The sequence below is a fragment of the Shimia aestuarii genome, assembly GCF_022814865.1.
GTDB classification, from domain to species: Bacteria; Pseudomonadota; Alphaproteobacteria; order Rhodobacterales; family Rhodobacteraceae; genus Shimia; species Shimia aestuarii_A.
Map to the genome: position 1 here is coordinate 1 of NZ_JAKVRD010000036.1, position 13,209 is coordinate 13,209.

The 13,209-nt window shown below is 56.9% G+C and carries 11 protein-coding genes; 8 read left to right on the plus strand and 3 right to left on the minus strand.

All coding sequences use genetic code 11. The annotated features are described in order from the left end of the window. Positions 1-157: 157 nt before the first annotated feature. Both MK745_RS19190 and MK745_RS19195 read left to right on the plus strand, forming a co-directional pair. Positions 158-1,111 carry a hypothetical protein gene (locus MK745_RS19190; RefSeq protein WP_243614785.1) on the plus strand — a complete coding sequence of 318 codons (954 nt, stop codon included), beginning with the start codon at positions 158-160 and terminating at the stop codon, positions 1,109-1,111. Continuing rightward, positions 1,111-4,734 carry a DEAD/DEAH box helicase gene (locus tag MK745_RS19195; RefSeq protein WP_243614786.1) on the plus strand — a complete coding sequence of 1,208 codons (3,624 nt, stop codon included), beginning with the start codon at positions 1,111-1,113 and terminating at the stop codon, positions 4,732-4,734. The genes MK745_RS19190 and MK745_RS19195 overlap by 1 nt, the downstream gene beginning before the upstream one ends. Positions 4,735-4,955: 221 nt before the next feature. Here MK745_RS19195 and MK745_RS19200 read toward each other — a convergent pair whose 3' ends face one another. The 3 genes from MK745_RS19200 to MK745_RS19210 all read right to left on the minus strand — a co-directional run bounded on the left by MK745_RS19200 (position 4,956) and on the right by MK745_RS19210 (position 6,245). Then, positions 4,956-5,204, minus strand: a complete 249-nt coding sequence (locus MK745_RS19200) for a hypothetical protein (protein WP_243614787.1) — start codon at positions 5,202-5,204, stop codon at positions 4,956-4,958. Positions 5,205-5,420: 216 nt separating this feature from the next. Further along, positions 5,421-5,759 carry a hypothetical protein gene (locus MK745_RS19205; RefSeq protein WP_243614788.1) on the minus strand — a complete coding sequence of 113 codons (339 nt, stop codon included), beginning with the start codon at positions 5,757-5,759 and terminating at the stop codon, positions 5,421-5,423. Between the two features lie 156 nt (positions 5,760-5,915). Continuing rightward, on the minus strand, positions 5,916-6,245 hold the full coding sequence (locus MK745_RS19210) for a hypothetical protein (protein WP_243614789.1): 330 nt from the start codon (positions 6,243-6,245) through the stop codon (positions 5,916-5,918). Positions 6,246-6,259: 14 nt separating this feature from the next. Between MK745_RS19210 and MK745_RS19215 the strand changes: the two genes are divergently transcribed. The 6 genes from MK745_RS19215 to MK745_RS19240 all read left to right on the plus strand — a co-directional run. Then, the gene (locus MK745_RS19215) at positions 6,260-7,471 is read left to right on the plus strand and encodes a UMUC-like DNA-repair protein (RefSeq protein WP_243614790.1); all 1,212 of its coding nucleotides are present in this window, start codon (positions 6,260-6,262) and stop codon (positions 7,469-7,471) included. 205 nt (positions 7,472-7,676) lie between these two features. Continuing rightward, complete coding sequence (locus MK745_RS19220) at positions 7,677-8,051, plus strand: bactofilin family protein (protein WP_243614791.1); 375 nt, start codon at positions 7,677-7,679, stop codon at positions 8,049-8,051. After that, positions 8,051-8,638 carry an HAD family hydrolase gene (locus tag MK745_RS19225; RefSeq protein ID WP_243614792.1) on the plus strand — a complete coding sequence of 196 codons (588 nt, stop codon included), beginning with the start codon at positions 8,051-8,053 and terminating at the stop codon, positions 8,636-8,638. Before MK745_RS19220 ends, MK745_RS19225 begins: the two co-directional genes overlap by 1 nt. A gap of 742 nt (positions 8,639-9,380) precedes the next feature. Further along, positions 9,381-10,025 (plus strand): response regulator transcription factor, encoded by a 645-nt coding sequence (locus tag MK745_RS19230; protein WP_243614793.1) that lies wholly within the window; start codon positions 9,381-9,383, stop codon positions 10,023-10,025. A 372-nt stretch (positions 10,026-10,397) separates the two neighbouring features. Beyond that, a complete protein-coding gene (locus MK745_RS19235) occupies positions 10,398-11,561 on the plus strand; it encodes an Ig-like domain-containing protein (RefSeq protein WP_243614794.1) in 1,164 nt (387 codons plus the stop codon). Between the two features lie 618 nt (positions 11,562-12,179). Further along, positions 12,180-13,209: Ig-like domain-containing protein (locus tag MK745_RS19240; protein ID WP_243614795.1), on the plus strand; the 1,030-nt coding region annotated here is incomplete at its 3' end.

Below are 13,209 nucleotides of genomic sequence, written 5' to 3' on the forward strand. Positions count from 1 at the left end.
GCCCCGTCAGAACCTCAACCTGCCTTAACTTCGTGACAATCTCTTCCGGCTTCGGTCGCTTGTTGGCCATGTGTTTCCTCCGTTTTCCTAAACATAGCGGAGGACCACTTCAGTGGGGGAGGATCAGTCCCATATTCATTGCGCGAGGAGTTCAACATTGACCTTGCACGATTGCCCACCACCGAAAGCTGCGCTGGCACGCTGGCTCACCGCGTATCCAAGTGAAGACGGTAACTACGGGCACTTGTTGCTCGAGCAAGATTGCGACTGCGATGACGACCTGATCTCAGATTTGGTCCCCTATTTCGAATCCGCTCATGCCGACGCTCGCGTATTTTTCCATGAGCAGATGGGTATTGAGCTTCATCCCGATGCCGATGCGCCCGAACCGCATATCACCTATCCGACCTGTTTGCCGTCGATCACGCGACGTGGACTGTTTGGAGAAGTAATGGCTGGTATGCTTACCGAAGGGTTCGAATACATCGGCAAGCACGAGTGGACAATCCCGGTGTTCCTTTTCCGATTTCATGAGGACGCGGAAGCCTATCTGTTCGCACTCGCGCGGGATGAAGAGCGAAAGCGAGAAGTCTATGGGAGGCGTGGCTCTGACTTCATTGGCCTCGCACTCGATGAAGATGGTGACATAGAGCGCTTCATCGCTGGTGAAGCCAAATGGCGAAAGAAGCTTCAGCCGGCCGTCGTCGCCGATCTGATGTACGGCGAGAAGAAGAAAAACAAGGAAACAGGCGAGCGCGAGCATGATGGAAAAGGGATCTGGTTCCAGATCAATAGCGATATTCCAGCCCCGCACGGGCTTCGGCAGTTGCAGCGCCTGTTGCGCGAAATCGATCCCGACGGCTATTCCGCCGCGATCGCGAAACTCGATCGAGTGTTGGTGGTCAGGAATGCCGAGCCATTGCCGCGCACCAACCTCATCATGATTTCGGGTGGTGATGCGCCGAGTCGGAAGTCCAAGCATTCGCTCATCCCTTGGGAGGAAGTGCCCGAAGATTATACTGCGCCTCACGACCTGCAGGTGGTTGAACTCATTCTGAATGACGGTGAAATGCTAATCGACGGCGTCTATGACGCACTCTGGGCCACCTGATGCCTGAAAACGACCCGCAGAGGCTCGAGATCGCCAATGGGGCCCGCACCAGGCTCGCGCTGGAGAACGAATTGTCCGCCAATCAGGCACGCTCCTATGTCCGTTGTCTACAGATCGGCTGGCAGGTCGACACGATCGGCTGGAACCGCAGCGATTCCGAAGGTCAGCTGGCAGATGCGCGAAGTCTGCTGCAGGCAGCCGAGATCTTCGCAGAGATCGAGGGACATCAATCGCGTCGCACCGTTGATTGCTACCGGCGGGCCGGTGAGCTCCTCGAATGGCTGGCGCGCTCGGAAGACGACGTTCGAACGATCGCGCCGGTCGAACTACTTGCCGGCGCCGCCTTCCAGCTCGGAGGTCTGACCGCGATGGCATCTGGTCTTCTCGGCCAATTGGATCTTGAGGAAGACGGCCCGAAGCTTTTCGCCGCGTTTATCCAAGGCGATTTCGACGCAGTGCTCCTCCATACCATGGCTTTCTGGGGTCAAAATGGCGATCTGAGGGCTCCTGGCTCTTCCCTCCGTATCCTCGAAGAAGACAGGGATGACCGGCTTAGCTGGTATTTCACGGTCGAACTCATTCGCGCGTTGGGCCTTTTTGCGGATTCGATCCGGCGTGGGGCCGATGACCGCCTCGCCAAGGCCGCTGCGAAGCTCAAGGCGCTCGACTCTATGGCCGTGCGCACTTTCAGCGACGATGTTTCGCTGCTCATCAGCTTGTTGCGACAAGTTGCCGAACGGTTTACCGACGCCAGCATCTATCGTTCGGTCCGTGCCCTTGGCGAACTCAATCCCAGGCGCATGCCTCGTTTGCTGGCCTTTGCTCGTGAACAGTTCTCGCGCGGCCGCGGCATATTGTGGTCGTCGCAGCGCGCTGGTCTCACCCGCCTTCTCGAAAACTCGTCCTTCGCGCTCTGCACACCGACCGGTTCGGGCAAGACGCTCGTCGCCAATCTCGGCCTCGTGAAGGAACTACTGCTGCGCGATCACGGCGAGGTCGTGCCACTGGCCCTGTACCTCGTCCCTTCCCGTGCGCTCGCTGGTGAGGTCGAAGCCAAACTGACTTCCGAGCTCGGCCGCGATCTTATCATCACCGGCCTTTATGGCGGCGCCGACTGGGGCATCACCGACTATTGGCTGAATGCTGACAGCCCGACCGTGCTTATCGCCACTGTCGAAAAGGCCGATGCGCTTATGCGCTATCTCGCTCCGCTGCTTCTTAGCCGTCTCAAGCTCCTGATCGTCGACGAAGCGCATCAGGTCCTGCCAGAGGATACAGAAAGCGGTCGTAGTGACTTCGCCGATCATAGCAGTCGCTCGCTCAGGCTTGAAAGCTTCGTCGCTCGCTTGCTCACCCAAGCGCCAGATATCGTTCGTATCGCGCTGACCGCGGTCGCTGGCGGTGCCGCCGGACCTGTAGCGCGGTGGATGGAAGGCACAGCTGACGCATCAGCGATCGGCACGCACTATCGCAGTACCCGGCAAGTGGTTGGCGTGCTCGAGACCGCGTCGGAGCGGCGCAGCACGATGCTACTTGAGCTGATGAATGGGCAACCGCTCTATGTACAAGGGCGTGATGACCCAGTTTACCTCAACCTAAACATCCCGCCGATGGCGCAGCTGCCCGCGCAGATGCGGTCCAGCCTCTACCGCTTCAACCAGGTGACGGTGCTCTGGACGGCGCTGCACCTTGCTGCGGCTGAACGCCGTATCCTCATCTCACTGGCCCAGCAGCCCGAACAAACAATGGGGTGGTATGCTGAATCCTTCGACCTGCCAGCTTGGCAGGGTCTGCCGGCTTTCGTGCCACCCGAAGGAAGAAACGGTGAGTTGTTCGCCGAAGCCCGGGCAGCTTGCGTTGACTATTGCGGGTCAGATTCCTACGAGGTGAGACTGCTTGATCGCGGAATAGCAACCAGCCATGGCCAGATGCCGCAGCGAGTGCGGCGGCTAATGGTGGCACTGATTGACCGAAAAATCTGTCCAATCACCGTTGCGACCGCGACGCTCACCGAAGGCGTCAACCTCCCATTCGACATCATCTTCGTGACCTCGCTCAAGCGCAGCGCCTATGACAACGTGAAGCAGCAACCGGTCATCACCCCCTATACCCCGGCCGAATTCCGCAATCTCTCCGGTCGTGCTGGCAGGCCGGGCTCGACGCGTGGAATGGAAGGCCTAACATTGGTTGTCTTACCCACCACGATCGCCACAACCGCCCCCGGGCAGATGCAGACACAGCGCAATCAGATGGACGCCCTGCGGGCAGACTATGCCGCGTTGCGCGAGAATCTCCGGCGCGACGAGCTGGCGGACGATGCAACGCTCAGTCCGCTCGCGATGCTACTCGGCGAACTACGAAACAAGGCGCGGCTTTATTTCGGGCATCTGACCGACGAGGCATTTCTTGAATGGCTCGAACAGATTGAGCCCGGCGAAGTCAGCGACGATGCTGGGACCGGCGCCACCGGAGACGCTGCCCGGCTGGCCGATACCGTCGACGAGCTGGATGCATTCGTCATGACCGCGCTCGAAGAACTCAGCCTGCTTGATGACGACCTCGACGGGGCGCAGGCGGAAGCAAAACTCGCTGCCCTTTGGCAAAACACCTTCACGGTCGCCGCAGCCGCGCAGGAAGCTTGGCTCGAGGACGCGATCCTCCGCCGCGGGCGCGCGATAATCGGGGAGATCTACCCCGACGCCGACGAACGGCGGCGGCTCTATCAATATGGCTTCTCGCCCTATGTTGGCAGGCGGTTCGAAGCGATCGCGCCGGCAATCGTCGATCTGCTGGCGGCGGCAACCGAGTATGGTCTCGAAACCCCGGAACAGCGTCTGGAGCGGTTCGAGGCCCTCGGCGAACTCTTGAAGGAGGATCGCGGCTTCGGCTTCCGCGTCCGCGATACGGTCGGCGATCGTGAGATCCTCGATGCTTGGACCGACGTACTGAGCTGGTGGATGCGCGCCCCGGGCGGCGAAGTGCCCGAAGCTGGCAATCTTCGCGCCCGCCAGCGTTTTGTCGCCGACAATCTGGAGTTTCGCTTGGGGGTCGCGATCGGCGCGGTCGTCGCGCAGAAATGGACTGCTGGTGCCGGTGATCCGCTCGCCGTTCCCTCACTTGCCGAATGGAAGGCCACAACGGGGCTCCCTTGGTTCGGCTTCTGGGCGCGCGAGCTGCTGCGCTGGGGAACGCTCGATCCCTTTGTCGCCTTCGCGTTGGCACAGGGACGCGCGAAGACGCGCGAGGAAGCCGAAGCACTTAGGCCTGCATTCGAGGAATGGCTCGGCGAGGAGATTGACGCACCGACCTCCGAAGACCTGATCGATCCCCAGCAGTTTCTGGGCTGGGAACGGAGCCTGCCTTCCCGCGAACGGGAACGCGCCGAGGTTGTGCCGGAGGAAGCCGAGCTGACCGGAACGACCGGCGCCATGAAACGCTACAATGTCCTGCCGATGGCCGGTGCAGACGAAGTCATCTGGCTCGACGCGTCTGGCTACGAGCTTGCCCGGTCCCCGGACGAGTTTGGACTGCATGACCAGTCCGACCTCGCGAATGACTATGTGCTCAATGCCGGGGTGCAGGCTACCGTCCGCCGCGTATTCGCACGCTCCCGGCACCGGTGATCCCTCCGAAGCCAATCCGGAAAGGTGGACTTGGATTGAATCGGCTGTTGATGGGTAACTTTTCGCACGTCTTCTTCGCTGAGCGGATAGGCGAGTCAAAGCCAAAAGCGGTCCTTGGGCGATGCCGCAGCGAAGGTCCGGAATCCGCCCTTCATGTAGGGCACGCCCAGTCGATGACAGCAAAAGCACCAGCCTATCTTCCGTCTCCCAAGCTCATCGAACTACTCACCAGGCGCTCCGCCCCTACGAATGTCCAACGCCTTGACGACATCTTCGACCCTGTAGTGCAGCCGACCATCCACCACAGGCATGTTCGATCCCACGCAACTCGCCTCAATGATCTCGACAAGCCTCTCAGGGAGGTGCTCTGGATCGACAGGCTGTCCAGCCCTGAGCGCAGTGCGAATGATCGACACCGTGACCAGCGTATCGGCATAAATCTCATCAGCCTCGGTCAGCTTCCGCGGCATCTTAGGTCCCCGTGGGGGCTCGCGGGGGCCGATGAAGCTCTCTTGCTCCCGTCGGATATCATCGAACGTGGGGCGGTCACTCATGAGATGTCTGTCGCCTCTCCTTGGTAAGTCTGGCCGCCAATGCCATCACGGCAATGATCTTGGCATTGGCGACCAGGTCAATTCTGTCAGCTATGCTTGGAGGATGCCCCATGGCAGCCTGCGGTCAAGAGCCTACTCGCTCCCGAAATACTTCTCACCCTCTCCAACCCCGAAGGTCTGCAGTGCCCCACGGTCCAGTTCAGTCCCTTCCGGCCGAACCAACACGTGCGGGATGAAGGGGCCGCCATAATCCATCACAGGATGACCTTCATGCGTACGCAGTTCCCCATTCGCTTCCTGGGCCAGCGTGATGTAGTCGACGAGATACTGAACGCCATCGAACAAGGAGCTGCGTTCTGCCGCGGGAAGGTCGACGATGGTCTTTAGGTCAATCACCTGGTTCATCATGTCGACGAATTCCTGCTCGGTGAAGTTCTTGGGAAGTTGCTTGGCGAAGTCTGCAAGTTTCATGAGGGTGCTTTCTATGAATAGGGCTGTATCAGCGTGAATGTTCCGAAATGGGATCGCTCCCGAGCGGAAGTAAGCTGATCTGCTTTGGTGGCGCAACAGAAAAATGCCTTCGAGATGCCTTTTAACTTATTGAACTATTTGCGAAAAATATAAGTACTATTCCTTTTCTCGTAGGGGTCTCCCAATCCGTCGCACAGCCCTGATGACAGCCTCTTGCCGCTGTAAAGGTTCGAAAAGTGTAAGTGCTTTTCGGAGTGCTTTGGCCAGCATATCCCCTTTTTCGATGTGTTCGGACACATAGGTCAAAGCCTCTTCCAGCCTGTCGCCACGCATGTCTTCATCCGCACATTTGCAGGCCACGAGATCCAGGAAATCGAGGATGTTTTTCAGCTGGTCCCTGGCGAGGATGTCCTCACTCCAGTTGCCGCCGAAAGAAACGTTGCCGAGTTTGCCTTTCATATCCATATAAGAACAAATAGCGAACATTTGGCGATTCTGAAATGGCGAACACCGCGAAGTTCCGGACTCTCTACATCGACATGGACAGCTTCTACGCGTCTGTGGAGCAGCAGTTGCGCCCAGAATTGCGGGGGAGACCTGTTGGCATCACAGCGGTCGACAATGATGCGGGAGCTATTGTGGCGGCTTCCTATGATGCGAAAGCTCTGGGAATCGGCGTAGGAACCCGGATCTACGAGGCCAGGAAACTTTGCCCTGGAATTGCCTTGGTGGGGGCCCGCCACAAGGTCTATGTGCGGATGAACCAGAGGATTGCGACGGCGATAGACAGGATTGCGGAAGTCGAGCGGATCCGGTCTGTGGATGAGTTCCAGATCCGTCTGTCCACCGTCGACTATGACTTGGATCGGGCGGTTGCGAAAGCGCAGGAGATCAAATCTCTCATCAAGTCAGAAGCGGGACAATTTATCGGGGCCTCTATTGGACTGGGACCCAATCACCTGCTTGCGAAAATAGCCGGGAAACTGGAAAAGCCGGACGGCTTATCCTGGTTGTCCCCGGACAATATGCCAGAGCGTCTGGCCGAGATGCCATTGGACAAGTTACCGGGCATTGCCAAGGGGATTCATCGCAAGCTGAGTGCTGCAGGTGTACACACGGTTCCGGACCTTTATCGGCTGGATCCTCGTCATGCACGGATGATCTGGCGTTCCGTGGAGGGGGAGAGGTTTGTGCGTGCGCTCCAAGGGGAGGATATTCCTCTGGTTCCGACCCAGCGCAATGGCTACGGCAATAGCAAGGTTCTCGCTCCGGAAAACCGGGGGTTGCCGAATGCCTATTTCGTCTCGCGGTGGCTTGTCGAAAAAGCGGCGGCGCGTCTGCGTCGCGATGGCTATCTTGCGCGGTATTTCTCCATCCAGGTGTCTTGTCGCCCCACGGGATGGTGGGCGGACGGGATCAGCACATTTCCCAGTCAGGACACGATGCATTTCCTGGAGCTGCACAGGGTCCTCTGGCGTCGGTTCTATGACCGGACCGGGTGCCGGAATTACATGTCAGTCGGGGTTCAACTTGGACGTATCCAGCGATTGGAGGAGCGGGTGCCAGATCTGTTCCTGCCATTGCCACAGGCTGCGCGAACTCAGCGCGAAAAGCTCGGCAAGGTGGTGGATAACATCAATCGCAGGTACGGGCCTGATACCGTGTCCTTTGGGCATTCGAAGCCGCACTATGGGTTCTTCGAAAGAGGATGAAAGGTCGGTCACAGGAAAAGAGCGGCCTGAGAAGGGCGCTCCTGCTATGGTGCGAGAAAGCCTTGCTCTGGCATATCAAGAGCGCTTTAACTGAACTCTAATGTCAAACGGAGCCTTCGGCCAAAGGCGAAATGGGTACCACAAAGATGAAATCTCAGAGACCTGTGCCTGGCGCGATCGTTCCGGAATTGGAGAGACTGTCATAATGCTAGAGAAAGACTTGGCGACATCGACAAGGCAGCGCCAGCGTTCGGTTCTCCAGGAAGACCTCGTGATAGAAGGTAAGGTCCAAGGCACCGGCATCTTGGAAATCGACGGGCAGCTTGTCGGAGATATCGCAGTGGATACTGTCATCGTTGCAGCCAATGGGTCGCTAGAGGGCAGGATAGTGGCGCGTAACTTGACTGTCTTTGGAACGGTGCAGGGGCCGGTTGAAACGACGTCCCTGGCCATCAAAGCACAGGCAGTGGTCCAATCCGATGATATGTCCGCCAGCGTGTTGTCTATTGAAGAAAGCGCTGTCGTGAATGGGAGCATTCGCATGGGGTCGGGCTCAAGGCCTATTCTCCGGTCGGCATAATGAATGACGCCGAGGTGCATCAACAGGTTCTCGACGGGATTGAGTTGATTTGCTTCGATCTCTTCGGAACGCTTGTCGAAATTACGGATCGCCGCCGCCCGTTTGCCTCTTTGAGGCGCAATATCGCCCTGGATAAGGTCGCGAGGATGCGCCGCCTTGCGATGACCACCGACCTGGCCTTAGAGGAAATCGACGAAGCCATCCAGGGTGGTGCCACCGTGGACAAGATCGTTGCAGCCAAGGTAGGCATCGCGCGCGAGGTCGCTTCCACCCGGCTTCGAACTGGTGTGCCGGCAATGCTGTCGGCTCTGCCTGTGCCCTATGGGATATGCAGCAATCTGAGCCTGGATTATCTTCCTGCCCGTCAACGTTTTGGCGAGTTGAAACCAGCCTTCAGGATCATGTCGTGCGAGGTAGGCTACATGAAACCCGACCCTGAAATTTACGAGCTGGTGGTCGCGGCCGCCGGTGTGCCTCGCAATAAGATCCTGTTCATAGGTGATACGCCTTCAGCAGATATCGATGGACCAAGGGGGGCGGGAATGCGGGCCATCCATGTCGATCAGTTCTTATCTGCTTGGTTGTGATCCTCGGCGACTGCTGGAGTGTCTGGCGGATTTTGCCTCGGAGATATAGGGGATCTCCTTGTTCTGAGTTATGTCTGGGTGCCGTTGCCCTGTCGATTGACAGCGAATTTATCCATGAAGGTGGACCATGATCGAGTTTCTCGCGCTCTCTGATGACAATCCTATTCTGGAGCATTCTCGTAAGAAGCGAAGAAGCAAGCTCTATTGAAAGCTATCCGGGAAACCCGTTTCGAACTGACTAAGGGGAATTCGCCGCAATCACTCCCCGTAGTCAACGCGAAGGGTCGGGGTCAGCTGCATTTTCCACACTTTCAAGATGACTCAGGTTCAACGCGCTTGACCTCGGGTTGGCTACGCGGGCAGAAGGTTGGTTGAGGGGGCGAGTGTGTGCCCCCTCCTGTGAGTGGCGGCACTATCCCTGCCGTCACGGGGCGGGCTGTTGGGCCCATTTCCACTCGCTCAGGCAGCCCGCTCCACCCTTCCAGAAGGCCCAAACAGCGTTCCTGCAGTCAAGCTATATTAAGCCTTTAAGGGTCGTCATGTAGCGAAAATGCTCACTCATCCATCTTTATGATTGCACCTAAAGGTGGGTTCTCTTTTCGGGTTGTAGTATTTAGTCTGTAGTATGTTAGCTAAAAATGAAGGCGCTCCAGAGGTGGTATCCCGGCGTCGCAATTCGCGGCGTTGTCAAAACCTCTACCTGCCGAAATTCGCTGAGTGATGAGTTGAGGGCCAAGGAACAATGAGTAGTTTTTTCCATAGAGATGCAACCCTGTGTGTGCTGGTTGCGGATGATCACGCGATGGTCGTCGAAATGTTTGGCACCTATCTTGGTTCACTACCAGGGTTTGAGGTGGAAACCGCTCCGGATTTGCATGTTGCCTTGGAGAAAATCGAGGCACATGGCCCTTTTGATCTGGTCTTGCTTGATCTGAACATGCCAGGGATGAATGGGCTGGAGGGGTTGCGAAGAGCCCTTAGCGCCAACGGCGATAGTGCGGTTTGTCTTTTGACAAGCAAACCAAGCCCCGCAATCGTCAAAGAGCTTATCGAGATGGGGGCGGCTGGTGTGGTCCTCAAGACCGTCTCCCTCAAGGCACTCGCCAATGAAATCCGTTTCATGGCGTCTGGAGGGCGCTACATTCCGGTCGAACTGCTGGATCCGATGAGAGTACGGACAGATGCGACATCGCAATCCCCGCTCTCAGCCAGGGAAACGGAGGTTCTTGAACTGCTGTCAGAAGGTCTCTCAAACAAAGATATTGGGACGCGTCTCACATTGGCAGAGGCGACGATAAAGATGCATGTCAGATCTATCTGCTCAAAAATCGGCGCGGCAAACAGGACGCAGGCCGTCATTCTTGCAACGGAAGAGGGCATTCTCTGAGAGCGGTTTTGCCTGATCTAAAGTGTATCAATCTGCCGCATATATGCGTAAGTATAGCTCTTGATGCACCCTAGAGGGTGATGTATAGGTCGAACGAGTTACCCTAGGGGCGAATTTTGCCGTTATTTGGGGGAAATAAAGCGATATTTCGGGAGAGTGGAAATGCAGAAAGTTCTAAGCGCGCTTAAAGGTGCCCCAGAAAGCGATATGGTTCTCGTTCTTCGGGACGGAGAGCAGGTTTGGGTTCAGAAGGCTCAATTGGATGTAGGAGATGTCCCTGTTGACCCACTAGACGCCATGTCGACGGTTAGCACCAGCGGTACAACTCCGCTGCTTGCAGATCCTGAAGTGGTTGCGCCCGAAGAAGCATCTTTGTTGCCTTTCGGTCTTTCGCCGTGGGCGATTGGGGCGGGCTTGCTGGGGGTCGCTGCGCTTGCAACCGGTGGTGGCGGTGGCGGTGGCGGTGGCTCGAACCAGGCCCCGACCGCAATGGACGATGACTCTGCAGAAACCGATGCAGGTAAGTCTGTGATGATGGATCTGCTCTCAAATGACACGGATCCGGAGGGCGATGCTCTCACCATTACGTCGGTTCAAGACCCCGAACATGGTACGGCAACCATTGTGACAGATGCCAATGGAAACCAAAGGGTCGAGTATGTTCCCGACGATGGATATACGGGCGAAGATTCCTTTGAGTATACAGTAACGGACGAAGCTGGAAATACTGACACGGCAACGGCCTTCGTGGATGTATCCGACCCAGGTGTTCTGGATTTCTTGTTGGCCGATGGTGGTTTGCTGGGGCTGGTGACCGGGAATGATGGACTTCTAGGAGCTATTACAGGGTCAGAAGGGCTTCTGGGTGGTCTCGTTGGCACTGGAGGTGTTCTGGGGGCTGTCGCGGGCGAAGAAGGTCTTGTTGGGTCTTTGACGGGTCTTACGCTTCTTGGGGACGGCTCTGGAGATGACGCAATCCTCGATCCTGTGATCGCTGATGAGGGGGCATTGGGTATTCTGACCGGTAACTCAGGTGCGCTGGGTGCTGTTACCGGTTCCGAAGGACTTCTCGGAAGCTTGATTGCCGATGATGGTGCTCTCGCAGCCATTACGGGCGACAACGGTCTGGTCGGTGCTCTCACTGGACGCGGTCTGATGGGCAGTGATGATACCTCTCAAGGTGGCGATGGCCTGCTTGGTGGTCTCCTTGGCGGTGGCGAGGATGGCGGCCTTCTCGGTGGTTTGCTCGGCGGCGACGATGGCGGTCTTCTTGGAGGAGTGCCGCTTGTTGGCGACCTTCTGGGAGGAGAGGATGGCCTCCTCGGTGGTCTACTAGGTGGCGGCGAGGACGGCGGCCTCCTCGGTGGTTTGCTCGGCGGCGACGACGAGGGAGGCCTGCTTGGTGGTGGTCTCCTTGGCAGTGGCGACGATGGGGGCCTTCTTGGAGGGGTTCCAATTGTCGGAGACCTTCTGGGAGGCGAAGATGGCCTCCTCGGTGGTTTGTTGGGAGACGACGGTCTAGGCGATGTGATCTAGGCATATGCGAGCTGCATGATTTACAGGCCTCAGTTGAGGTTCTTGATGGGGTATCTTCTGTCTCGATTCCTCAGATATCGCCCGCTATCTTGAAAGCCCTATCGTCCACAAAGCCAATTGCGCGACTGACGCATCAGAAGTTCCGCATTGTGCCAAAGAAGATATCTTTGGCACAATGCGGCGACCTTGGAACTGGTGTCCTTTAGATGTTCAGGGATGAGGTGATGTCTATGAGGCTGCATTCTCAATTGAGATAGGGTGACGCTCAGGTGGTCGAGCTCTTCGATGACTTCGGGGAGCAACTGTTTCCTGTGCGTTTGGATGCTCTTATAGACGTCTTCCCAGTCGTGCCAGAAGTGTCGCGGGAGCGAAGCCGCCTTTTCCATGGTCATGGTGGCCACGCAAGGAGCAGTTGCTCGGTAGAGATCGGTCAGTAGAGCAACTATTGCCATATGATGTAGCATAGGCTGACTATGGCTTTGGGTCGGTCGAAAGGATAGGCCAAAAGTTGTTGATATATACTATAGTTTATATTACTCGATTGATTGGATTGTATGCGGTGCCGCTGATTTCTGTGGGCGTCATCGAGTGGCAAACAGTAGATTTGAGGGAAAAATCATGTTGCTAAGGACCTATCTCGCTAGTGGCGCAGAGGAAATTTACTTCGATTTCGGAGTGGACGAGGTGGCACGATATGTGCGTTCCGGTGATGATCTCAATATTGAGCTCTTAGATGGTAACCATGTCGTGGTTTCAGACTATTTCGCTTTGCAGGAAAGCGAGCAGCCCGAGCTAATACTCGAGACCGGAGAAAAGGTTGTTCTCAGCGACGACGTGGTTGGTACCACTGGGCTCGGAGACAGTATGGGCGGGGCTGGGAGCATCGCGGCGATTGGGGCTGGCGTTGCGGCGTTGGCTGCGGGAGCGGCAGGCGGGGGAAGTGACGCTCCTTCAAACTCGGCTCCAGTGGCAGAAAATGACACGGCTGAAACGATTGAAGGGAAGCCAGTCACTTCCGCTGTCTTTGAGAATGACTATGACAATGAGGACGGCCCCGCTGAAGATCGGGCTGATGAGGACGCAGCCTTCAGCCTCAAAGATCAACCTCAGAACGGTACCGTCACAGATAATGGCGATGGGACGTTTACTTACACCCCCAACCCAGATTTTGTCGGTGAAGACTCATACACCTATACCTACACAGATTCGGATGGGAATGAAGCGACAGGAACCGTGAATGTCACGGTTGGACCAGATGGAGATGTTGAGCCAAATACACCTCCTACAGCGAATGATGATACTGCCGCGACCGTTGAGGGGCAGTCGGTTACCACCGATGTCAGTGACAATGACTTTGATCCGGAAGACGGTCCTGCGGGTCCGGATGACACGTTTGAGCTGGAAGATGAGCCGCAGAACGGCACCGTGGTCAATAATGGCGACGGCACCTTCACCTATACGCCGAACGAAGGCTTTGCTGGCAGTGATTCCTATACCTACACCTACACAGATTCCGATGGAAACCAGTCGGAGCCCGCGACGGTTGAGGTAACGGTAGCACCGGAGGGCAACGCATCCCCGACAGCGAATGATGATACCGCTGCGACCGTTGAGGGTCAGTCGGTTACCACCGATGTCAGCGACAATG

Coding starts and splice junctions, on each gene's coding strand:
- MK745_RS19205 (WP_243614788.1), bottom strand. CDS start 5,759: ATGAAACTTGCAGACTTCGCCAAGCAACTTCCCAAGAACTTCACCGAG.
- MK745_RS19195 (WP_243614786.1), top strand. CDS start 1,111: ATGCCTGAAAACGACCCGCAGAGGCTCGAGATCGCCAATGGGGCCCGC.
- MK745_RS19225 (WP_243614792.1), top strand. CDS start 8,051: ATGAATGACGCCGAGGTGCATCAACAGGTTCTCGACGGGATTGAGTTG.
- MK745_RS19215 (WP_243614790.1), top strand. CDS start 6,260: ATGGCGAACACCGCGAAGTTCCGGACTCTCTACATCGACATGGACAGC.
- MK745_RS19200 (WP_243614787.1), bottom strand. CDS start 5,204: ATGCCGCGGAAGCTGACCGAGGCTGATGAGATTTATGCCGATACGCTG.
- MK745_RS19230 (WP_243614793.1), top strand. CDS start 9,381: ATGAGTAGTTTTTTCCATAGAGATGCAACCCTGTGTGTGCTGGTTGCG.
- MK745_RS19220 (WP_243614791.1), top strand. CDS start 7,677: ATGCTAGAGAAAGACTTGGCGACATCGACAAGGCAGCGCCAGCGTTCG.
- MK745_RS19210 (WP_243614789.1), bottom strand. CDS start 6,245: ATGTTCGCTATTTGTTCTTATATGGATATGAAAGGCAAACTCGGCAAC.